At 45.3% G+C, this 22,065-nt stretch carries 23 protein-coding genes and 1 pseudogene; 13 read left to right on the top strand and 11 right to left on the bottom strand.

The genetic code is table 11. From position 1 onward, the window contains the following. Nucleotides 1-13: 13 nt before the first annotated feature. Entirely contained in the window at nucleotides 14-1,750 is a 1,737-nt protein-coding gene (locus tag QUB13_RS03725) for a DUF3352 domain-containing protein (RefSeq protein ID WP_333379067.1), read from the bottom strand. A 136-nt stretch (nucleotides 1,751-1,886) separates the two neighbouring features. Between QUB13_RS03725 and QUB13_RS03720 the strand changes: the two genes are divergently transcribed. Beyond that, nucleotides 1,887-2,513 carry a Uma2 family endonuclease gene (locus tag QUB13_RS03720; protein WP_333379065.1) on the top strand — a complete coding sequence of 209 codons (627 nt, stop codon included), beginning with the start codon at nucleotides 1,887-1,889 and terminating at the stop codon, nucleotides 2,511-2,513. Nucleotides 2,514-2,522: 9 nt separating this feature from the next. Here the strand turns inward: QUB13_RS03720 and QUB13_RS03715 are convergent, their stop codons facing one another. Beyond that, the gene (locus QUB13_RS03715) at nucleotides 2,523-3,122 is read right to left on the bottom strand and encodes a pentapeptide repeat-containing protein (protein WP_333379062.1); all 600 of its coding nucleotides are present in this window, start codon (nucleotides 3,120-3,122) and stop codon (nucleotides 2,523-2,525) included. Nucleotides 3,123-3,625: 503 nt separating this feature from the next. Here QUB13_RS03715 and purL point away from each other — a divergent pair. The 3 genes from purL (at nucleotide 3,626) to QUB13_RS03700 (ending at nucleotide 9,874) form a co-directional block, all read left to right on the top strand. Further along, nucleotides 3,626-6,178 carry a phosphoribosylformylglycinamidine synthase subunit PurL gene (purL, locus tag QUB13_RS03710; protein ID WP_333379060.1) on the top strand — a complete coding sequence of 851 codons (2,553 nt, stop codon included), beginning with the start codon at nucleotides 3,626-3,628 and terminating at the stop codon, nucleotides 6,176-6,178. A 343-nt stretch (nucleotides 6,179-6,521) separates the two neighbouring features. Continuing rightward, nucleotides 6,522-7,988 carry an amidophosphoribosyltransferase gene (gene purF, locus QUB13_RS03705; RefSeq protein ID WP_333379369.1) on the top strand — a complete coding sequence of 489 codons (1,467 nt, stop codon included), beginning with the start codon at nucleotides 6,522-6,524 and terminating at the stop codon, nucleotides 7,986-7,988. Between the two features lie 800 nt (nucleotides 7,989-8,788). After that, complete coding sequence (locus QUB13_RS03700) at nucleotides 8,789-9,874, top strand: fatty acid desaturase (RefSeq protein WP_194071098.1); 1,086 nt, start codon at nucleotides 8,789-8,791, stop codon at nucleotides 9,872-9,874. Nucleotides 9,875-10,180: 306 nt separating this feature from the next. Here QUB13_RS03700 and rbsK read toward each other — a convergent pair whose 3' ends face one another. After that, entirely contained in the window at nucleotides 10,181-11,107 is a 927-nt protein-coding gene (gene rbsK, locus QUB13_RS03695; RefSeq protein ID WP_333379058.1) for a ribokinase, read from the bottom strand. A 305-nt stretch (nucleotides 11,108-11,412) separates the two neighbouring features. On the opposite strand from rbsK, the gene nblR reads away from it, so the two are divergent. Then, nucleotides 11,413-12,108 carry a response regulator transcription factor NblR gene (gene nblR / locus QUB13_RS03690; protein WP_194012185.1) on the top strand — a complete coding sequence of 232 codons (696 nt, stop codon included), beginning with the start codon at nucleotides 11,413-11,415 and terminating at the stop codon, nucleotides 12,106-12,108. Between the two features lie 47 nt (nucleotides 12,109-12,155). On the opposite strand, the gene QUB13_RS03685 is transcribed toward nblR, so the two are convergent. Continuing rightward, a complete protein-coding gene (locus tag QUB13_RS03685) occupies nucleotides 12,156-12,323 on the bottom strand; it encodes a hypothetical protein (protein ID WP_333379056.1) in 168 nt (55 codons plus the stop codon). A 1-nt stretch (nucleotide 12,324) separates the two neighbouring features. Between QUB13_RS03685 and QUB13_RS03680 the strand changes: the two genes are divergently transcribed. From QUB13_RS03680 to QUB13_RS03665, 4 genes and pseudogenes are all read left to right on the top strand, one after another. Next, nucleotides 12,325-12,840 carry a DUF192 domain-containing protein gene (locus QUB13_RS03680; protein WP_333379054.1) on the top strand — a complete coding sequence of 172 codons (516 nt, stop codon included), beginning with the start codon at nucleotides 12,325-12,327 and terminating at the stop codon, nucleotides 12,838-12,840. Between the two features lie 398 nt (nucleotides 12,841-13,238). Next, nucleotides 13,239-13,376: pseudogene (locus QUB13_RS03675) on the top strand (RNA-guided endonuclease TnpB family protein); the annotation flags it as partial. Between the two features lie 3 nt (nucleotides 13,377-13,379). Next, entirely contained in the window at nucleotides 13,380-13,523 is a 144-nt protein-coding gene (locus QUB13_RS03670) for a hypothetical protein (RefSeq protein WP_333090957.1), read from the top strand. A gap of 451 nt (nucleotides 13,524-13,974) precedes the next feature. Further along, the gene (locus QUB13_RS03665; protein ID WP_194012183.1) at nucleotides 13,975-14,187 is read left to right on the top strand and encodes a DUF2949 domain-containing protein; all 213 of its coding nucleotides are present in this window, start codon (nucleotides 13,975-13,977) and stop codon (nucleotides 14,185-14,187) included. Nucleotides 14,188-14,245: 58 nt separating this feature from the next. Here QUB13_RS03665 and QUB13_RS03660 read toward each other — a convergent pair whose 3' ends face one another. The 3 genes from QUB13_RS03660 to trpC form a co-directional block, all read right to left on the bottom strand. After that, on the bottom strand, nucleotides 14,246-15,403 hold the full coding sequence (locus QUB13_RS03660; RefSeq protein ID WP_333379051.1) for a pyridoxal-phosphate-dependent aminotransferase family protein: 1,158 nt from the start codon (nucleotides 15,401-15,403) through the stop codon (nucleotides 14,246-14,248). An 86-nt stretch (nucleotides 15,404-15,489) separates the two neighbouring features. Then, a complete protein-coding gene (locus QUB13_RS03655) occupies nucleotides 15,490-15,735 on the bottom strand; it encodes a DUF5340 domain-containing protein (RefSeq protein WP_106148463.1) in 246 nt (81 codons plus the stop codon). Between the two features lie 352 nt (nucleotides 15,736-16,087). Further along, nucleotides 16,088-16,987 (bottom strand): indole-3-glycerol phosphate synthase TrpC, encoded by a 900-nt coding sequence (gene trpC / locus QUB13_RS03650; protein WP_333379049.1) that lies wholly within the window; start codon nucleotides 16,985-16,987, stop codon nucleotides 16,088-16,090. 106 nt (nucleotides 16,988-17,093) lie between these two features. On the opposite strand from trpC, the gene QUB13_RS03645 reads away from it, so the two are divergent. Together QUB13_RS03645 and QUB13_RS03640 are read left to right on the top strand one after the other, a co-directional pair. Continuing rightward, nucleotides 17,094-17,429: a DUF433 domain-containing protein gene (locus tag QUB13_RS03645; protein ID WP_333090952.1), complete on the top strand. Its 336-nt coding sequence runs from the start codon at nucleotides 17,094-17,096 to the stop codon at nucleotides 17,427-17,429. Then, entirely contained in the window at nucleotides 17,426-17,785 is a 360-nt protein-coding gene (locus QUB13_RS03640; protein WP_333090951.1) for a DUF5615 family PIN-like protein, read from the top strand. The genes QUB13_RS03645 and QUB13_RS03640 overlap by 4 nt, the downstream gene beginning before the upstream one ends. A gap of 260 nt (nucleotides 17,786-18,045) precedes the next feature. Here QUB13_RS03640 and QUB13_RS03635 read toward each other — a convergent pair whose 3' ends face one another. The 3 genes from QUB13_RS03635 to QUB13_RS03625 all read right to left on the bottom strand — a co-directional run bounded on the left by QUB13_RS03635 (nucleotide 18,046) and on the right by QUB13_RS03625 (nucleotide 20,269). Further along, on the bottom strand, nucleotides 18,046-18,471 hold the full coding sequence (locus tag QUB13_RS03635; protein ID WP_333090949.1) for a helix-turn-helix domain-containing protein: 426 nt from the start codon (nucleotides 18,469-18,471) through the stop codon (nucleotides 18,046-18,048). Beyond that, complete coding sequence (locus QUB13_RS03630; RefSeq protein WP_333379046.1) at nucleotides 18,434-18,733, bottom strand: type II toxin-antitoxin system HigB family toxin; 300 nt, start codon at nucleotides 18,731-18,733, stop codon at nucleotides 18,434-18,436. Before QUB13_RS03630 ends, QUB13_RS03635 begins: the two co-directional genes overlap by 38 nt. A gap of 102 nt (nucleotides 18,734-18,835) precedes the next feature. Then, nucleotides 18,836-20,269 carry an NB-ARC domain-containing protein gene (locus tag QUB13_RS03625; protein ID WP_333379044.1) on the bottom strand — a complete coding sequence of 478 codons (1,434 nt, stop codon included), beginning with the start codon at nucleotides 20,267-20,269 and terminating at the stop codon, nucleotides 18,836-18,838. 215 nt (nucleotides 20,270-20,484) lie between these two features. On the opposite strand from QUB13_RS03625, the gene QUB13_RS03620 reads away from it, so the two are divergent. After that, nucleotides 20,485-20,988: a hypothetical protein gene (locus QUB13_RS03620; protein WP_333379042.1), complete on the top strand. Its 504-nt coding sequence runs from the start codon at nucleotides 20,485-20,487 to the stop codon at nucleotides 20,986-20,988. Nucleotides 20,989-21,075: 87 nt separating this feature from the next. Continuing rightward, the gene (locus tag QUB13_RS03615) at nucleotides 21,076-21,555 is read left to right on the top strand and encodes a hypothetical protein (protein WP_333379040.1); all 480 of its coding nucleotides are present in this window, start codon (nucleotides 21,076-21,078) and stop codon (nucleotides 21,553-21,555) included. Between the two features lie 304 nt (nucleotides 21,556-21,859). Here the strand turns inward: QUB13_RS03615 and QUB13_RS03610 are convergent, their stop codons facing one another. Further along, on the bottom strand, nucleotides 21,860-22,057 hold the full coding sequence (locus QUB13_RS03610; RefSeq protein ID WP_333379038.1) for a hypothetical protein: 198 nt from the start codon (nucleotides 22,055-22,057) through the stop codon (nucleotides 21,860-21,862). Nucleotides 22,058-22,065: the final 8 nt, after the last annotated feature.

Raw genomic sequence — 22,065 nt, 5'->3', positions numbered from 1 at the left:
TACTGACTAACAACTAATTCAGCCGCATAAATATGGTGGCTTTGCGAATTCCTGCGACTTCTCCGGTACTGGTAACGGTGAGCGATCGCAAATGGTCAAACAACGGTCTCGCCGAAAGTTCAATTAACCTCAGCAGCGGGATTTGTTTTTCCCAAATTGATCTGATCGAGGGCCAGTCTAAATAAAAATAGCCGTCGTTAGCTGGCGGCAGCGCTTCGATGCTGATTTGAAAGTCTTGATTGGCCACCAAAGAACCTGTTTCGGCTGCTTTCAGTGCTGCGTCCATTGCTTCTACTGAAGTGGTAAAAATTTCGTATTTACCGACAGTGGCTCGGACTCCTTTTGCCTCGGTTACGATCGCATTTTTTCTCTTATTTTCTCTACCATAATTAGAGCTAGTTGTCAACTGCGTCCAAGCGGTAATTTTCTGGTTTCTGAGAGTGAAGCTGCCGATGCTGTATTCTTTGCTGCGGGCAATTTCATCGAGTTTGTCGATCGCCTGGAGGGAATCTGCAGATGTTTCGGCGACAAAAACCCAATCCGCACTGTTTGAGGAACTCGGAACCACTGCTAAAGCGTATTCTCCTTGTACCCAGTTAAATATATCCTGCGGCAAATTAACGCTCCAACTTTGCTGAATATCTGCGATCGCGCGATCGACTAATTTAGATACTTCTGCATTGACCGAAACCACCGATGACAAATCAGCCCAAAAATTCCTTAAATCGGTGCTGGCGACGGCGAAAGGACTGGCTGAGGGAATATATTGCAAGGCTGGCACCGGTTCGGAGAGTGTGGGAGAAGCCGTGGTTTCTCGCGATGTCACTAAAGCAGTTTGAGCCAGCAATCCCCGTCGGTTGACTCCGACAGCAACTGCGAGGGAATTGGGGGAAACTTGGAGATTTTGCTCGGTTGCGGGCTGCGGCAGATTGACAAATGCTAAAGCTATTCTACCTTGATTTAACTGTTGGAAAGCTTTTTGATAGTTAGAACTGTTGTTGAGATTTAGGTTGGCTGCTTCCAAGTTGTTAATTGCGTCTCGAAGTATATTCGGACTGTTGGAAAATAAAACAAAATTTAGGTTATTTCCAGAATCCGAACGGCCGCGGATTGCCGCCGTCGCGAAACTTGATGGTAAAGTTGAATTCGGCAGAGCCAGCGGGTTGAAAGGCAAAACTGTAGCAGCTTTTTGCTTGGCTGTCGGTAATTTTTTGTAATTTAGTTGGACGCCTTTATATAGTTCCGACTGCACCGTCTTATCCGCACGAGATTGTTTTTGCCAGTAGGATTTGAGAAATTGTTGGCTGCGATCGGCATTTTGGGAAGAAACAGCCAGCAAAAACCCGGTTTGTTCGCCCTTGCTGCGATCGCGATCGTCGAAATCGGGATTTGTGAGGGCGAGGGTAATTTCGTCACCGATCCAAGGTTGGATATCGCGACTGTAATCCAGGTTAGTATTGACGAGGAGGCTTTTTTTGATTTGCTCGAATTCAGCGTGCGCGAGGCTTCTTTCTTCGGGAGTCGCAAAAACTTGTCGCAATGCTTCGAGGCGATCGGGATTTACCAGCATTGAAACCAACAAAGGTACTTCTTTCGAGACAAACACAGCCGCAGCCGGAGTAGTTGTCGGCCCGCCCGCGAGCAAATTTAGGGGAGTTTGAGTTGACAGCCAGTAAAAACCGCCTGCACCCAAGCCTAAGAGTGCTAAAACGCCAGCAATGAGGAAAGAAAAGAACGATCGCAGCTTCATAACAACAAGGACTAATGACCACAGTCTACTATTAACTAGAGTAGCGCATCACCGTAGCGGTCGGCAGATACTTTTTATGCGGTTCGCAAAAAAAAGGATAAACTAAAATACACTAAAGCTCTAAAACCCCAGTAAAATGCTAACAATATCAACGCCCCCCGAACAGCGAGTTTTACTGCCAAATATCAGTTGGAAGTTATATGAAAGCCTGCTAGCGGAACTAGGCAACAAACGTTCCACCAGAATTGCTTATCATCAAGGTCAATTAGAAATTATGGTACCACTACCGGAACATGAAAATCGCAACAGGCTGATCGATCGCTTAATTGTAACTCTCATAGAAGAACTAAATCTGGAGTACAACCCCTTTGGTTCGATGACTATTAAAAAACGCAAAAAAGCAGCCGGAAAAGAACCAGATTCATGCTATTACATTCAGAACGAAGCACTGGTCAGAGGCAGAACCGAATTAGACTTTGCGCGAGATCCTGCGCCCGATTTAGCACTGGAAATTGATATTACCAGCAGTTCCTTAAATCAATTCGATTTATATGCAGATTTAGGCGTACCAGAAATTTGGCGGTATGACGGACGAAGCGTCAAGTTTTATCAATTGCAAAATGGCGAATATACCGAGTGCAATTTTTCCAGGGCTTTCCCGATGCTACCGACTGCAAAAGTTGACGAATTTATCGATCGCACTCAAACAGCAGGCGCAACCGCAGCAGTGCGAGAATTCCGAGAATGGGTAAAAAATCTGTAATTTTGCAGTCTACCACGGCAAACCTCGCGCATCGGAAAAATCAGCATCAAGAACCGCCCCCGCATCGAATATAGCACCAGTCAAATCAGCTTTTCTAAACGACGTTACCGACAATTGTTCTATCTGTTCAACAGCAATAAAAAAGCCGATCGCAGTTAACCCCAAAATCACCCCAGAAACCAAAAACAAACCAATTCCCCTCAGAGTATCCCCGCCCCAAAATGTCACAATACCGCTAGCCCCGATCGCAGCAGCAGCCCCAGCCACAGCCCCAGCCACAATTCCCGCCTCGCCCCGAGTCGCAGCAATCGCCGTCGCAGCCGTCCCCGCCACCGCCACAGCCCCCGCATCCGCCCCGCCAATCATTCCCATCACAGCCCCCGCCGCCGTCACTGTCACCGCAGTTACACCAGCCCTAGCAATCAACTTTTGTACCCGCAGGCGGCTTTGTCCGGTTCTGACACCCTGAAAATTTGCCCCCCTCAAAATCGCCCCGGTGAAATTGCAGCCTCGAATGTCGCTACCGCTGAAGTTCGCCCCACACAAGTCAAGCCCTTTAAATGAACGGTTGCGTAAGTTTTTATTGGCAAAATTGAGATTTTGAGTCATAAGGAAGAGGTACGAACCGCGAAGACGCAAAGGACACGAAGGAAGAGGGAAGAGGGAATCTTCGACCAGGGTTTGAGGAATTAAGAACATCTTAACCGTTGGGCGGGGTTGTCATAGCAGAAAACAAGATATATGTCAATCATTATCGGATATTTGGTAAATTTTCAATTTTCCTGTATAATCGATCGCGTCCGTTGCGAGCTAATCGGAGTCACAAGAAACTGGTAGGATCTTTGAGATTAAGTTGACAAAAATGCAGCCTCCTCAATCTATGCTAGAACTTAAAATCTGAATGCTTTTATCAACAAAAAACTCCCCCTCCTAAAAATAAGCATTAACAGTCTTGGACTCATGGGCGATCGTAAACCGGGTTTTTTACCGAAAAAATGCCTTCCCACCTGCAGATTAAATCAAAAAACCGGTTTTTTCGATCTTGATGCCTAAGTTCTGATTTAAAGAATCCCTAATTGGGATGTAAAATCTACAAAACGATCGCAATTATTATGCCAAACCTCCCATTTTCTCCCGAACAAATTGCCGCCGAAAGACTCAAACCCGAAGAATACGAAGAAATAGTTCAGCGCCTCGGCCGCCATCCCAACAAAGCTGAATTGGGAATGTTCGGCGTAATGTGGAGCGAACACTGCTGTTACAAAAATTCGCGACCGCTATTAAAACAGTTTCCCACAGAGGGCGATCGCATTCTGGTCGGGCCTGGAGAAAATGCCGGTGTCGTAGACTTGGGAGACGGTTTGCAACTTGCCTTCAAAATAGAATCTCACAACCACCCGTCTGCAGTCGAACCATTCCAAGGCGCAGCAACAGGAGTAGGTGGCATTCTCCGCGATATCTTCACAATGGGTGCTCGCCCGATCGCACTTTTAAACTCCCTACGTTTCGGCAACTTAGATGATAGCAAAACTCAGAGATTATTCAAAGGCGTAGTATCGGGAATCAGTCATTACGGAAACTGCATCGGCGTACCCACAGTTGGCGGAGAAGTTTACTTCGATGAAGCCTATTCCGGCAACCCCTTAGTTAACGTCATGGCCTTGGGTTTAATGGAAACTCAAGAAATAGTTAAATCCGGCGCATCGGGAATCGGAAATCCCGTGCTTTACGTCGGTTCAACTACGGGCAGAGATGGCATGGGAGGAGCGAGTTTTGCCAGTGCAGAATTGACCGACAAATCAATGGACGATCGCCCAGCCGTCCAAGTAGGAGATCCGTTTTTAGAGAAATCCTTAATAGAAGCTTGTTTAGAAGCATTCAAAACCGGTGCAGTCGTCGCCGCCCAAGATATGGGCGCGGCCGGCATTACTTGCTCGACATCAGAAATGGCAGCCAAAGGTGGCGTTGGAATTGAATTTGATTTAGACAAAGTTCCGGTTCGAGAAAGCGGTATGGTTCCCTACGAATACCTGCTTTCGGAATCGCAAGAACGGATGTTGTTTGTGGCTCAAAAAGGACGGGAACAGGAATTAATCGATATTTTTCACCGCTGGGGATTGCACGCCGTAGTCGCGGGGACAGTAATCGAAGAGCCGATCGTCCGAATTTTGTTTAAAGGCGAAATCGCTGCCGAAATTACCGCGACTGCTTTGGCAGACAACACGCCAATTTATCACCGCGAACTGTTGACAGAAGCGCCAGAATATGCTAAAAAAGCCTGGGAATGGACGGCGGATTTGTTGCCGGAATGCACCGCTCTTGGGATTGAAGTTAAGGGTGAGTTCCAAACTTGGAATCAGATTTTAATGACGCTGTTAGATACTCCCACCATCGCTTCTAAACGCTGGGTTTATCGCCAATACGACCATCAAGTTCAAAATAATACTGTGCTGTTACCCGGAGGCGGTGATGCTGCGGTTGTCAGGTTGCGTCCTCTAGAAACTTCCCAATCTTCCCTGGGTAAAGGCCTGGAAAACTCCCCTTTTGCTAAGGGGGATTTACAGAGAGAAAATGCTATTTCTATAGCTTCCGAAAGCAAACAGGAAGAAGAGGTAATTCCTCTATTTACAAAGGCACAAGGTAGGGAAACTCCAAAAAATTATCCCCCCCTTAGCAAGAAAGAAGCGCCCCTGGGGATGATTCCCGGAGTTGCTGCAACGGTTGATTGCAATTCTCGTTATGTTTATCTCGATCCTTATGAAGGTGCAAAAGCCGTTGTAGCGGAAGCAGCGAGAAATTTAAGTTGTGTGGGTGCTGAACCTCTGGCAGTTACTGATAATTTGAATTTTGGCAGTCCTGAAAAGCCGATCGGATATTGGCAGTTAGCGTCAGCTTGTCGCGGCATTGCTGAGGCTTGTCGGGAGTTGGGAACGCCTGTAACTGGTGGCAATGTTTCTCTTTACAATGAAACTGTTGATGCTGGGGGGAATCCTGTACCAATTTATCCGACTCCGGTAATCGGAATGGTGGGGTTAATTCCCGATTTGAAGAAAATTTCGGGTCAAGCTTGGCTCAAAAAAGGTGATTTAATTTATCTGTTGGGAATTGGTGAATTATCCCAAAATTCCGAACTGTTATCTGAAAGCTCAAAAATCGCAACTTCTCCTACTCTCGGAGGTTCGGAATATTTAGCGGCAATTCACGGGATTGTAGCTGGAAAACCGCCAAGAATAGATTTTGATTTAGAAAGAAAAGTGCAAAAAGCTTGTCGGGATGGCATTGGCAGCGGTTGGGTACGCTCTGCTCACGATTGTGCGGAGGGAGGAATCGCGATCGCCCTGGCTGAATGCTGCATTTCTGGTAAACTTGGTGCCAAAATCCACCTCGATCTAAACTCGCCGCAGTCTCAGCGTTGGGATGAATTGCTGTTTGGCGAAATGGGAAATTGTATTTTAGTGTCGGTAAGTCCTGAAAATGAGGCTGCTTGGACATCCTACTTGCAGGAGAATTTGGCCGGTAAGTGGCAGAAAATCGGCTTGGTTGGTAGTACCCAATCGTCTTTGCGGGTTTTTACTACCGACAAGGAGCCGTTAATTGAGGTTACGATCGCAGAACTGGGCGATCGATACTACAATGCCATTGAACGCCGCATAGCTTCTGCTTGAAAGGTTGCACAAGCTGGAACGGATATTAGCCGCCTAAGTTAATTAGTGGAGATAGCAAAATTTTAGACTCTAGTCGGGCTCAGCTACTTCCTCTGTTGGGGAGTCAACCTAAAATCTAAAATCTCAAGTGGAGAGAGCAAAATTTTAGACTCTAATCGGGCTCAGCTACTTCCTCTGTTGGGGAGTCAACCTAAAATCTAAAATCTAAAATCTAAAATCGAATGACATATCCGTGGCAACATTAAGGGAGTGTTAAGTTATACGGCATCTTCCCCAACAAAACGCACCGGTGAAACTGCCCCGCTCACGTACCGTCCCCATTACATACAAGCCAACCCAATCTATGATTCCCAACCATTCCTTCGAGGCTGACGAGAATTCTAGCAAACCCGACAAGCCAGAGGAAGCTTGCGGCGTTTTCGGTATCTACGCACCGGGTGAAGATGTAGCCAAGTTGACCTACTTCGGTTTGTATGCTTTGCAGCACCGGGGTCAGGAATCTGCAGGAATTGCCACCTTTGAGGGTGAAACAGTTCATCTGCACAAGGATATGGGACTGGTTTCCCAAGTCTTCAACGAATCGAATTTAGGTCACTTGCCCGGTAACTTAGCCGTTGGACACACTCGCTACTCTACTACGGGTTCGTCGCGAGCGATCAACGCTCAACCTGTGGTAGTCGAAACCCGTTTGGGAAGTCTGGCTCTAGCACATAACGGGAATCTTGTCAATACTAAAGAATTGCGGGAAGAATTGCTGTCTCGCAACTGCGAGTTTGTCAGCTCGACGGATTCAGAGGCGATCGCAGTGGCGATCGGTTCGGAGGTAGACAAGGGTAAAGACTGGCTCGAAGCAGCGATCAGTGCCTTTGGTATGTGCCAAGGAGCCTTTAGTTTGACGATCGCCACCCCGATCGGCGTGATGGGAGTCCGCGACCCCCACGGCGTTCGCCCGCTGGTAATTGGCACTCTCCCCACAACTCCGGTACGGTACGTTTTAGCGTCGGAAACTTGCGGCTTAGATATTATTGGTGCGGAATTTTTGCGGGATGTAGAACCGGGGGAATTAGTTTGGATTACAGAGGAAGGTATGGCTTCCTTCCACTGGAGCCAGCAGCAAAAGCGCAAACTTTGCATCTTTGAAATGATCTATTTTGCTCGACCTGACAGCATTATGGAAGGTGAAAATTTGTACAGCTACCGACTGCGGATCGGACGTATGTTGGCTGCAGAAGCTCCCGCTGATGCTGATATAGTCATCGGTGTTCCCGATTCTGGAATCCCGGCGGCGATCGGCTTTTCTCAAGCTTCCGGCATTCCTTACGCCGAAGGATTAATCAAAAATCGCTACGTCGGGCGTACTTTTATTCAACCGACTCAGGCCATGCGGGAGTCAGGAATCCGCATGAAACTCAACCCTCTCAGAGATGTGTTGGACGGAAAGCGAGTAATCATTATCGACGATTCGATCGTGCGCGGCACTACCAGCCGCAAAATCGTCAAAGCCTTGCGGGATGCGGGCGCGACCGCAGTACACATGAGAGTTTCCTCGCCGCCGGTGACTCATCCTTGTTTCTACGGAATAGACACCGACAATCAAGATCAGTTGATTGCTGCTACCAAGTCAGTCGCAGAAATCGCCACCCTAATGGAGGTGGATTCCTTGGCTTTCTTGAGTAGAGAGGGAATGCTGAAGGCGACTAACGAAGATCCGAAAAGTTTCTGTTCGGCCTGTTTCACCGGCGATTATCCGATCGACGTTCCAGAAATGGTAAAACGGTCTAAGCTTATATTAGAAAAAGCTGCAACCTAAAAAAACCAAAAGCTAAAAAGCGATCGCGCATCAGTCGATTTGAGATTGACTTGTTCGTAGTGCGGACTTTAGTCCGCTATTTTCTTGCGGACTAAAGTCCGCACTACGAACCAATCTGATCTTTGTCAATCGACCGGATATGATATGACTTGCAGCGCAGTCAATCTAGGAGTTGGAACGAAAATCTAAAATGCTTGAATTCTCGACAATTTTCGGGGGATTTCATCCATTTTTTGGCGGTAACATTCAGCAATTTATGAATTTTAAAAATTTTCTGAAAAGTCATTGCCAAGTGTGTGTAGAAATGTTAAATTAACTTAGCTATTGCAACTCTTGCAGAATTTGTGAATTGTAGCGAATTGCCAGTTGGGTAGAACTTGCGGGAAACCCAAGACTCGGATTTAAGGTTTGAGATTAAATAAAAAATCTAAAATCTAAAATCTAAAATCTAAAATCGCTCGGCCTTCCCTACACTATCGTTAACAATTCCTGCCGGAAGCGCTATAGGCCACCTGCGGACTGGAGGTACTGCCTCCAGAAGTGCGATATCAGATTAAAATCGCATTTCGTACTAACAACGAACACAGGAATTTTTTTTAGATAACAGGGTCGATCGCACTAAATTTTCCCACACAAGTATTTGACAAGCCAACTTGCTTGAGAATCGCGGGAAGGCTATTCATGCGAACTAAAGAACTTTAGAAACCCTTGCAGAGTAAAAAATATGGCTCCTTCCGAGCCCAAAGTGAAAGTTAAAAGGCGAAATGCGGTTTCTCAAGTCAGCTTAAATCGGAAACTTCGTGCAATCAAATACTCTTCTCAATCCGCCGAGCGATAAAAGCTCATCCTCCCGTACAAAAGAGTTACCTTTTACTCTTCAAGATGTTAAAGCAGCCATTCCAGCCCATTGTTTTGAACCCTCGACAGGGAAATCTCTAGCTTATTTCTTTTTAGATATTGGCATCATCGCAGGTTTATACGCGATCGCCTACAGCCTCGATTCATGGTGGTTTTATCCAATCTTTTGGTTGATGCAGGGAACCATGTTTTGGGCGTTGTTTGTAGTAGGCCACGACTGCGGGCACGGTTCATTTTCTAAGAAAAAATGGCTGAACAACCTGATCGGACACCTCTCCCACGCTCCAATTCTCGTACCCTTCCACGGTTGGCGGATCAGCCACAGAACCCACCACGCGAATACAGGCAGCTTGGATAACGATGAAAGCTGGTATCCAGTGTCGGAAAGCAAATACAATCAAATGCCCTGGTATGAGAAGCTGGGACGCTTTTATTTGATGTTATTTGCCTATCCAATTTATCTGTTTCGTCGATCGCCCGATCGGGTAGGTTCTCACTTCATGCCCGGTAGCCCGATTTTCCGTCCTTCCGAAAAATGGGATGTGTTGACGAGTTCCGCATCCTTAGTATTGATGGTAGGCTTTTTAGGCGCATTAACCTACCAATTTGGTTGGTTGTTTTTACTCAAGTTCTACCTGGTTCCCTACGTAATCTTTGTAATGTGGCTGGATTTGGTAACATTCCTGCACCACACAGAAGCCGATATTCCTTGGTATCGCGGAGATGACTGGTATTTCTTGAAAGGTGCGCTATCTACGATCGATCGCGATTACGGATTCATCAACTCCATCCATCACGACATCGGCACCCACGTCGCCCACCACATTTTCTCGACAATGCCGCACTATCACTTGAAGGAAGCAACCGAAGCAATTAAACCATTGTTGGGCGATTATTATCGCAAGTCAACCGATCCAATTTGGAAGAGCTTTATTCGCTCTTACTGGGATTGTCACTTTGTCTCCGATACAGGTTCTGGGGTTTACTACGAATCGCCTAACACTCGGCCATCGTCCGAAGTTAAGTAGCTTCAACTAGACAATAAAATACCCCAAGGACTCACTCTGGGGCGATCGGAAACCGGGTTTTTTTGACAATAATTCTTCGCACTAACCTGTAGATTAACTGAAAAACCCGGTGTATGGGCCCTTGCGTGCGTCCGCCCAGACGTAAAAACCAGACTTCTTAAAAGAAACCTGGTTTTTTCATTTTTTGTGCTCGTTATATCAAGTCCGATCGATTACCATAACAATCACGGATCGCGCGATCCAATTTATTGCTATCAATCGACCGGACACACCGTACAAACTGCCGTCTTCCTATCGATCGAATATTTAAGCAATCAGTCTATTCTGCAAAAAACGATCGAACGTTGCGCGATCGGGCATAGCAGCTTGAGCGCCCGCTTTCGTTGCACACAGAGCGCCCGCTGCTGCGCCCCACACCACTGCTTCACGGAGCGATCGACCGCCATCTAAAGCACAAGCCAATCCGCCGTTAAAAGCATCGCCAGCGGCCACAGTGTCGATCGCCTCCACAGCAAAAGCCGGCACAAAAAAGCTCTCATCTGCAGTCACCGCCACCACCCCGCGATCGCCCAATTTGACAATAACATTTTCGACACCGCGTTCCTGCAACTGTTTAGCCGCTGCCATCGCCGTTTCCGTGTCATTCACCGCAAAACCGACTAACTGGCCAGCTTCCACTTCATTCGGCGTGATAATGTCAATTAGCGGATAAAGTTCGATCGGCAAATCCCCCACAGCCGGCGCAGGATCGAGAATCACTCGCACCCCCGCTTCCCGGCCAACTCTAGCAGCTTTTCGGACAACTTCCAGGGGAATTTCTAACTGTAATAGCAGCGATGTAGATTGGGGCAACAGTTTTTTCAGACATTCTATATCTGCTGCACCAACATTGTTATTCGCCCCCGGAATCACAATAATATTATTTTGACCGCTATCATCTACAGCGATAATTGCCACACCCGAATGAGTGGTTTTATCTATCAATACATTCTCTGTATTTACACCATAAGATTGTAAATTAGTCAATAATTCTTCAGCAAATTTATCATTGCCGACGCGACCGACGATGTGGGTAAAAGTTCCAATACGCGAGGCGGCGACGGCTTGATTTGCTCCTTTGCCGCCGCCGGCCGTCAAAAAATTGCTACCGATAATAGTTTCCCCCGGCTGCGGTAAACGGGGAGTTTTTGCTGCTAGGTCAATATTGATACTGCCGAATACGATGATGGTCATTAGTTATTGGTTATTGGTTATTAGTTGTGAGTTGTGAGTTGTGAGTTGTGAGTTATTAGTTATTGGTTGTTGGTTGTCAATTAATTGTTGGTTGTTAATTATTATTAGTTATTGGTTGTTGGTTGTTAATTGTTGGTTGTTAATTGTTGGTTGTTAATTGTTAATTGTTAACAAGAGCTAATAATTACTGCCAACTGCCAACTGCCAACAACCAACTGCCAACAACCAACTGCCAACTACCAACTGCCAACAACCAACTGCCCTCAAACGTGCTACAACAGTTATGGTCTTCACCGGTCAATTCAATGGCTGCAATTACTTTCGATCGCAATCCCCGTGTCCTGCTAGTAGAAACAGACGAAGTTCTCGCCGGACACTTGAGTCTCGACTTAAAATCTTCAGGCTACGAACCGGTAATAGCTTCAAATACCGCCGCCGGCCAACATTTAGCCCGTGAATTGCAGCCAGCTTTGATTGTAATCGATCGCATACTCGGCCCTGAGTCGGGACTGTCGCTGTGTTCTCACCTCCGAAGCAGTGGCAATCGGGTACCGGTGTTATTATTGATCGGTCGTGATACAGTTGACGATCGCGTGGCTTGTCTGGAAGCTGGGGCGGACGATTATTTTCTCAAACCTTACCGCACTGACGAGTTTTTGCACTTGGTACGCTTGTATTTGCAGCCGGAACGCCCCAGCAGCGAACAGTTGAGGTTTGGCGATTTAGTTTTGGATTTGGCTTCTAGGCGCGCCCTCCGCAACGGACGGACGATCGACCTGACGATGAAAGAATTTGAGCTGCTAAAGTATTTGATGGAACATCCCCGCGAGGTTTTGACTCGGGAACAAATTCTAGAGAATGTTTGGGGTTACGACTTTCTGGGCGAGTCGAATGTGATAGAAGTTTACATCCGCTATCTGCGGCTCAAGATTGAAGATGAAGGCGAAAAACGCTTGATTCAGACGGTGCGGGGTGTTGGCTACGTGATGCGGGAAGCTTGAAGAAGTCATTAGTCATTAGTCATTAGTTATTGGTTATTGGTTATTGGTTATTGGTTATTCCCAATGGCCAATTCCCAATTCCCAATTCCCAATGGCCAATTCCCAATTCCCAATTCCCAATTCCCAATTCCCCATTCCCAATTCCCAATTCCCAATTCCCAATTCCCCATTCCCAATTCCCAATTCCCCATTCCCGATTCTAAATCTAAAATCATTATGAGTTATTTCGCTACTTTCCTAAATATTGGGGTAATTATATTTTTGCTGGGATGTTCGCCGGCTTTACCTGTCGCGGATGCTGGTGTTACTGGCATTTTGGCCTCGCAGTCTCCGACGGCGACAACATCGGGTCAAGTGCTGCCTATTTCTGCTAGAGCTCGGATAGCCGATCGCCAGATCGAACTCGAAGTCGCTAAAACATCGGAACAACAGGCTATGGGTTTAATGTACAGAACTTCTCTGGCCGATGACAGAGGAATGCTGTTTGAGTTTAAACCGGCGCGGTGGGTCAATTTTTGGATGAAAAATTGCCAGATTTCTCTGGATATGATTTTTCTGCGGGATGGAGTAGTCACAGCTATCGCAGCCGAGGCTCCTCCCTGTACAGCCGAGCCTTGTCCTACCTACGGGCCTGATACTCCTGTCGATCGAGTGATCGAACTTCGTGGCGGGCGGGCTGCTGAACTCGGTGTCAAAGTGGGCGATCGGATTGAAATCGAGTTTTTCAAGTAATAATTATCACCCGTCATAGCGTTTCCGGTTGCATCGGAATAATCAAATCTAGTCAACAGTCAACACTCAACCATTCAGTTTTTTGACCAGTCAACAGTCAACAGTCAACAATCAACAGTCAACAATCAACAGTCAACAATCAACAGTCAACAGTCAACAGTCAACAGTCAACAGTCATGTATGAGCTCAACCGGAATTGATATCACTCTCCGTTCAGATCCGGCTGAGTTCGGCTTTGTATAACCAGCAAAAATTTATAAACTTTACAAAAATTTACAAAATTTGTTAGATTATTAATGTAAGATTCAGCACAAATAGGAAAAGATTTGCTACGATGTCAATCTCAGTCAGTCTAGACTTGAGCTTGTTTGTGGAAGCTGTAGATTGTGCGTCGCAGGTCTTACAATATTTTTAGAAAAGCAATCCCAAATGCTTTTAGTAATGGGATAGAGAGCTGCGTAGTTCAGCCGAGGCGGGTTAATCTGCTCGAAGTGAGAGCGAAAGGGGAGGGACTCAACGCCTCCCGTGTCATGTAATAAATGACTATACTTTTACAAGCTATGAGACGAGTCAGCGACTCGTTATCAATCCTGAGAGACGGTGGTGGTCTCCAAGACCTCGATCGCGAAAGGCAATTTTCTGGAACTTCAGGCGATCGACCTCAATCTACTAAACCTATCTGAAGTAAGATGCGACGCGCTAAATTAATTGGCAAAGTTGATCTCAGGTAGCAGATTCGGGTTAGAGCAAAATATCTGACCAATATTGCGGCAGTAAATTTGCGGATTCTGCATTTTCGCAGATGAAGCTAGACTCTGAACCTAGTTTATTAGTTTTCAGTAGCAGAATTTATTTCAGATTCGTGCTTCACAGATGCCGAGGTATTCAGTTTAGGTTTTGATCGCGATCTATTGAGCGATCGGGCTATCCGCAAAAGTACAAAATCTTTTGGTTTTTGGGAAAGATTGGCTTTCAACTCCCACCCAGCACTAAGTTTCACATTTTTAACAACCGCTAATACTGTTAAAACAGCTAAGCCACGGTTAAAAGACAGATTTAAAACTGGCTTATTACTAATCACAAACATCAGGTTCACATCAGAAAATGGTGTCCTATACTTGGAGGCAAAATGACATGGCACCCGCTACTTACACTAAATTAATTCGATTTTTACAAGAAGATTTGGCGATTTCTCCCGCTTCAATAGCCGTAGCCGAACGTCGCGGCGACAAACAGCGGCAGCGCGACAAAGACCCGAATTCGTTGCCGATGGTTCTGTGGCAGTACGGTTTAGTCACTCTCGACCAGTTGGATAAAATCTTTGATTGGTTGGCGCAAGCATATTAAAAGGATTTTAGATTTTAGATAATAAAATCCCAAATCCAAAATCCTTTAATAACTTAGATTAAGATTCTGCCAAAAGTTTCGCAGCAGCGGCAACGCCGGCACCAGGAGTATAGCCTTCATGGCCCAATTCTTGCAATACGACTTCCAAGGCGGAAATAGCTGCTAGAATATCGCGATCGCACACGAAGCCCAAATGACCGATTCGGAAGATTTTACCTTTCAAATGGTCTTGTCCGTCGGCTAGAGCAATATCAAATCTCTTTCTCATCAAAGTCCGCACTTTTTGAGCATCTACAGATTCAGGTGGCATCACCGAAGTAATCGCAGGGCTGGCTGCACCGTCAGCCGCGAACAACGGCAAACCTAAAGCTTTTACAGCAGCGCGAGTAGTTGTCATCAACCGTTTGTGCCGCGCGAAAACGTTTTCTAACCCTTCGGCTTTCATCATCTGCAATGTTACTTGCAGTCCAAAAAACATATTGACCGGCGGAGTAAAAGGAGTGGTATTTTTGGCAGCGTCTTTGCTATATTTGCCCAAATCCAAATAATAGCGGGGCAGCGTCGCAGTTTTGTAAGCTTTCCAAGCTTTTGGACTAACAGCCACAAAACCCAAACCTGGGGGAATCATGTAAGCTTTCTGAGAACCAGAAGCAATCACGTCAATTCCCCAAGCGTCCATCGGTACGTTGGCAGCGCCTAAACTGGTGACAGCATCGACCATGATTAAAGCTTCGCCGTGGGCTTTGACGTGGCGATTGATGGTTTCGAGGTCGTTGAGAACGCCGGTGGAGGTTTCCGAGTGGGTGATGATGACAGCTTTGATTTGCTTTTCTGTATCAGCTTCCAGTTTTTCGCGGAAATTTTCGGGGTCTAATTGTTGGCCCCAATCGGCTTTGATGATTTCGACATTTAAACCGTAGGCTTCTGCGACTTCGGCCCAGCGTTCGCCAAATTTACCGTTGCATCCGACTAAAACTCGATCGCCCGCACTCAAGAAATTAATTATCCCAGCTTCCATCGCGCCGGTACCGGAAACGGTCAAACTCAGCACGTCACTTTTTGTTTGGTGCAGCCATTTGAGGTTTTCGGTACATTCCCCAAAAATCGCATCAAATTCCTTGCTGCGGTGGCCCATCGGGTGTTTAGCCATCGCCAGCAAAGCCGCTTCCGGCACCGGTGTCGGGCCGGGAATCATCAGCATTAATTTGTTGTCCATAATCCTGTCCTAACTTTTTCTGTGGGAGTTAATAGAATAAATCAAAAACTGAAACTTTAAAGTCTGCACTCTAAGTTTTTTAACTTTTAATTTTTAACTCCCGTAGAGTTAGTTTCATTTAAAGACCAGCGGTATTCTACCGCTAAGTTCGATCGCTCGCAGCTTTGTTCTAATTGCTTTTGAATGGCAAGGGCTTTACGCAGTGTAATAATAAGTTGGTGAACTTGTTGCTGCTGCGGCGATTGTGGACTGACAGCAAACATTGTTTTGCGTTCTAACAATTGAAGTAACAATTCATAATGAATGTACGAAGGCAGGGGAATTGGCTCCATGAAAGCTAACATACCTCAGCGAACAGACACCCCATTGCAATTGCATGGGGCATCGCAGGTGGACATTAGATGCCTGATTTTTTATCGGTTTGCTAGCCGTACAAAAACCCTAGCTTTGCCGATCAAATTTTCGGGGGCTGGGTGCGTTGGCAGCGCTAAATTTCGCGATCGACTAACCAGAGCGAATAGATTTAATTGGTTTTTTGCCAGCTATTTCTATGAAATATAGCTGCGAATGCTAATTTTTCATAAATTAAGCGATTGAGTCGATACAGGCCAGAAATGCTGATTATTTACATACTTAATCATTTTCTATCAGAATTCAGGGGTGTTTGTCAAGCGGTCTGGCCTTTTAGGTTTGCGGATGAGCCTTGGCTAGGGAGGCTAAAGCAGCGCCCGGATCCGGCTGTTTGACTAGGGACTCGCCGATGAGGACGGCTTGGACTCCGGCGCTGGCTACTTGGCTGAGGTCGTCTGCTGTGTGGATTCCTGACTCGCTGACGGTGAGGATGTTTTTTGCTTGGATGTCGGTTTGGCGATCGGCTAATAGTTGACCGGTGGTTTCTAGCCTGACGGAAAAGTTTTCTAGGTTGCGGTTGTTGATGCCGATTAATTCGACGCCTTGTAGGGTTAATACTCGATCGAGTTCTTCGAGAGTGTGAACTTCGATTAAAGCAGTCATGCCCAATGTCTTGACAATTTTTACAAAGTATTGTAAGTCTTTGTCAGATAGAATGCTGGCAATTAACAATACAGCATCTGCGCCGTGAATGCGGGCGAGATAGATTTGGTAGGGATAGATAATAAACTCTTTGCAAAGTAGTGGCAATTCGACGGCGGCACGGATTTTAGCGAGGTTGTCGAAGCTACCTTGAAAGAACTTTTCATCGGTGAGTACGGAGATGCAGCTAGCGCCGTTTTGTTGGTATGCTAGGGCGATCGCCACGGGGTCGAAATCTTCACGAATTACGCCTTTGCTGGGGGAAGCTTTTTTGACTTCGGCGATGATTGCGGGTGTGGTTTTACCGTTTTTGAGCGCGCCGAGGAAGTCGCGGATGGGGGGCGCAAAGGGGAGTCTTTTGTGAAGTTCGGCTAGCGGGGTGCGATCGCGCTTTTGGGCCACTTCTGCTTCTTTTTGCCAGACGATTTCTTCGAGGATGTGGCGGGGTTCGGAGTCGGGTACGGCGATTTCGTAGCTGAGGTAGAGTACGGAGACTGAGGTGCTGGGGGGACGGCGGCGGATTTGAAGCATGGTAAGGGGGATAAAGGGCGATCGCGACAAGTTTCTATTATAGAAGGTCGATCGCCCTTTGCAATTATGATAAAATCTTATTAACTAAGTATTCGGAGATAAACCGATGCAACTAGAAGACTATTTTGAATTTCTCGACCCGGATGACATCCGCATCAAAGGACATCGGATCGGTATCGACGACGTGATTAAATATTACTTGGATGGATATTCGCCCGACCAAATTCTGGAAGAATTACCGAGTCTAAATTTAGAGAAAATTTACGCGACACTAACTTATTATCTGCAAAATCGGAGGCAGATGGATGCTTATATGTTGCGGCTGGCGAAGTGGCGGGAAGAACGCTATCAGGAATGGTTGGCTAAGGAACCTTCTGATGTAGTAAAGCGTGTAAGAGCAATCAAAGCACAGCGAGAACAGGAGTTACTTCTACTCAAGTGAAAATTCGTTTTTTAATCGATGAAAATTTGCCGCCTAAGCTCAAAAGTGCTGTTTTAAAACTTCAACCGGAGATAGATATTTTGCGGGTGGGCGACGCAAATGCACCGCCATTAGGAACCCTAGATCCAGAAATTATCAGCTATTTGGAATCATCGCAAAGGCTATTGGTAACGGATAACCGCAAAAGTATTCCCGGACATTTGGAGGAATATTGGGCCGGAGGGGGACAAATTTGGGGACTGTTTTGGGTGCGTCCAAGTGCAAGTTTAGGCAGATGGGCAGAAGAAATTGTGACAGTTTGGGAGACTTCGGAAGCTGAAGAATGGATTGATAAATTGGATTGGATTCCACTATAAAAAAATGATGAGAAAGTGCGTGTAGCTTAGCTATCTCGTAGGAAATCGCACTTTGGGGACGCCAAAATCCCTTCGCTAACCCGCAAGTCCGCCGGGTTGAAAACCCCCGTCTCATAGCGAAAGTCCTCTTTTAGAGGACTGAAAAGCCAATTAAATAAACAAAGGTCGATCGCAAATTTCTAAGATGGATCGGCGATTGAAATCGCGTCTAAACAAATGAAGTCCGCCTGCGCTGACTACAGAGATATGAAAGATTGTAATTAATTAAATATAAACAAACTCGGATTGACATCAAAAAACTTTCCCAAAGCCTCAGCTTGTTTTTTGGTAATTTCTAGCTGGTTATTAATGATTTGAGTTACTATCTCAAGTGTGTCCATAATTTCTACTAAATCCGCTGGCTCTAGATTTCTAGCATCCATCAAATGAAGAAGTCTTGAGTGGGGCGTTGAAGCATTTATTTGATAATGCGTTTCTTCAAAATCTTCAATTAGTTTGACTAATAGTTCTAGGAGGGTATCTTCTTCGGGGGTTAGATTGTTCCGAGAAAGCAAGCTTTCAACTATTTCTAAAAATATTTCGTTTTCATCTTCATTTTTGATAATGCGAGGTTGATATTGAGATAGCAAGCTGCTGTACCTGTCGGAGTCAAAAGTAAGGGTCATTTTTCCAGTTGTTTCTGTCATATTCTGCATGAGTCAAAATGTACTTGATATAAACAATCTGCTTTTGATAGTTAAGACTTACAATTAAGCGATATTTATTTCCTTTGACCTTGAAAATTGTAAAATTTCCAACTGCTTCAGCTTGAGGATAAATAGTTTGAACTTCAATAAGTTTATTCCAGTTGGCTTGACTAGCAATTTTGTACCAATCATCGAGGGCTTCGCAGGAATCAGCATGATTTTGGCAGTAGTCTATTAATTTTTTGCGACTGATAACGTGCATTTAGCGATCGTTCAGATGTTTTGCAGATACCTAATTCTATCAGATTTAAGTGCGATCGGCTAAAACCCCAATTTTACTAAAAGGGCGATCGGGCTTCTTGTTCTATTTTGGGGAATAGTTCGTTTTGACATACTCTTTTAGTACCGGTGCAAGGGTAAAAAATGTGCGTGAAGCGTAGCTATCCCGTAGGGAATCGTCCTTCTGGATTTTTTCAATTAACGAACGCCGTCCCAAGGATTGCATAACTTTCAAAAACTGCGATCGAGATAATTGGATATTCTCTGGCACTTTTGAGATGGAAACTGGCGCGGTTTCACTCGCTAGCCATGACATTACCTGTTTTTCTGACTCGGATAAGCGATTAAATGGCTGATGCAGTAAAGATTCTAAATCCCCTAAAAATAGTGGATCGTCAGACAAAAATTCCGAGACGCTGCCGTTAAATAAATCTTGAATCATTGTCGCCACTATTTTTAACCACAAGGGATTGCCTCTGTATTGTTCAATTAGTTCTGACCATTTTTTATGTTCAGCTAAACCTTGTTCTCTGAGGATTTCCCCCGCTTGATCACCTAAACCATTCAGTTGTAACGATCGCACTGGTTGGTTTTTGCCTTCTAATACGGCAATTTCTCTGGGTGTTTCCCAACTAAGCAACACTAAGCAACTGTTATGAGATAATTCTGCTACTTGTCGAAATAGCGTGCCGTAATCTTCGTATCCAATTTGGTAATTGCCAGCGAGTTGTCCGCTGCTATTTACCATTTGTACGTCATCGAGTATCAGCAGACAGCGGTATTTTTGCAAGTATTCCAGTAGGGGCAATCCCCCTGCGATCGTCCCATCCTCTGGCGCGGATACGGGGACACCGCCCCTACTGAAACATTGAATTATATTTGTTTGAAGTATTGGCTGTGGTGGAGATGTGGCGAGACTTCGCCAGATGACGAAATCAAATTCATGTTTGATTTGTTGGACAAGTTGGGCGGCGAGTGCGGTTTTGCCGATGCCGACTATGCCTAATATGGCGAGTAGGCGGGTGTTTTCGTGGAGAATCCACTGTTTGAGGGTGGTGAGTTCGGATGTGCGATCGTAGAAAATGCCAGACTTAGGCATTCCAGCTAAGAATTGACGCAATTTTGGTTCAGTATCGCCTTTGTTTAGAGGTTCTTCATCAATTGGTGAGTTGGGGACTTTTGGGGAATGTGAATTATTTTCACAGAAGTTGACTTCACCAATTTGTACAATATCTTTATTGAAGTTCCACCAGAGATTTGAGAATTTTACTTGCTCCAATCTGACTCTAAAATTTGCTTTATTGACTTCTTCGCCTAATACTTCTGATAGTAGCTTCCATAATGCAGAGGCCATATCTTTAATGTGACCTTCACTACAGTGAGATTCATCGGCTATTTTTGAGTATTTCAGACCTTGCAAAGTTCCCCGCAGTATCACCTCTTGCAGATTGTCTAAGTGTTTTCCCGTATTGATAAAAACTAGGTCGTCGGCAAGTTTTAAGACTTCTTGAACGTCCATAGGTCGGGTTAATGCTGGGGTTTTGCCTATTATATCCTACTCGATCCGACTTTTTCCGACCCGATCGAGTTTGTCCAGCTTTTTCTGGCATGGGTAAATGGCAAATGATATAAAAGTGCTTACTTTATCCGACTTTTTCCGACTGGACAAGACTGAGATTTTAGAGTCACAATCATATTTAAGAGGCACTATTATAGCTTTCCCATAGGAAAAAAATGACTGCACAAGCATTATCCCTCCCCCAAGCAAACTTAGAAATGGTTCTCTGGCAAGTAGATGCCGATTCAATGAGTAGTAGCGATTTGTATGTCTGGTTAAACGATCTCGGCTTGCCCCACGAAGTCACCATCAGATTGCACGAGTTGGCTACCTACACGAAAAAATCTGGTAACAAAGTTTTGGCTGTAGGGAAAATTATTCTGCTCAAAATTATCGAGTTTGTCAAAGCACATCCTAATTTAGCTACGGGCATTGCTCTAGGAGTTGCTGTGGGACTATTGGTACGTTCAGTACCAGTTATCGGCCCAGTGTTAGCGCCATTGGCAGCAGTGCTAGGTATAACTGTTGGTGCGATCGCTGGACATAGACTAGATCAAGGCTACCGTCAAGTAGATGGGATAGTTGGAGTAGCACAAGACATTATTGAACTCGCCAAATTGTTTTTTCAACTACTGATTGATGTTTTCAATGCAGTTTTTATCAACGTTATCACTGCTTAAATAAGAAAATTTGAAACAATCAGGAGGCTTAATATGTCAGGAAATAAAACCCTAACTAAGGAGCAAATCCTTAAAGCGATCGAGGAATTGGCAAAAAATCCTCATGATAAGTTAGGAATTTTAGCTGATATTGGGATTGGTGTGGTAGGTGCGGGTGCTGCTGCGGGTGCTGTTGCGGCTTTCGGCGGTACATCCATATTATTTGGGCTAATAGCGGTTGCACCCCCAGTAGGATTGGTTGTTGGCGCTGCTGCTTTAGGTGCAGCAGCTCTCGTTGGAGCAAAGAGGATCATCTTTGATGGCAATTTCAACGAAGGGAAAAAAGCAGAAATGCTCCAACAGTTAAAAGAACAGCTAAGAGAGGTTGAAGCAAAAGAAAGAGCATCTAAGGTTAGAGACAGTGACAAGACAAAATTTATCGTTTCCTTGAAAGAACCAGTTAGGCTTAATCTAATTACCCCTCAAAGGGCTCAGGATTTAATGAGGGCTGTCGAAAGTGGTCAAATACCTATCACAGATGCAATTAAGATGGTTCAGGCTATAGTTGAAGCAGCTCAACCCCAATAGTCTTTTAAATCCATGACCTGAAAATGCTCGGCACAGGCTATGTTGCTATGGTATTTATGAGAATTGACTTAGCTGCTGAAAGAGCGATCGCCCTTATATGATTGAAGTGCGATCGCTCTTTGGGATAATAAAAGAATCCCGATCGCACACAACCCAATGGAATCTCTACCTAATAATTGGGATGAACTTGCTAAAATCTTAGAATCTATTCATATAAGTCTCCTCGCAACACAACATTTAGAATCCTGCAATCACAACATACGCGGTTATTGGCATAACAATAATTTTTATGAATAAATAGCTTTTATTCATCCAATCTATGCTGAATCGATCGCCCGATCGGCAGAATCGATCGCCCAAGCACAAGAATTTCTCGAATTCGTTCAAAATTAGCTCGCCCCCCAACCCCCGCCCTCAATAAATCAGAGAGCAGCAATTCAGCCACACTGCACTTGAGCCAATTACTAACCTTTGGTAGAGGTCGATGGGATGGCTTTGGCATAAAATTGG

The organism is Microcoleus sp. B4-D4, assembly GCF_036705185.1.
Classification (GTDB): domain Bacteria; phylum Cyanobacteriota; class Cyanobacteriia; order Cyanobacteriales; family Microcoleaceae; genus Microcoleus.
The sequence above is the reverse complement of the archived record's forward strand: the minus strand, read 5'-3'. Positions and strand labels throughout refer to the sequence as shown.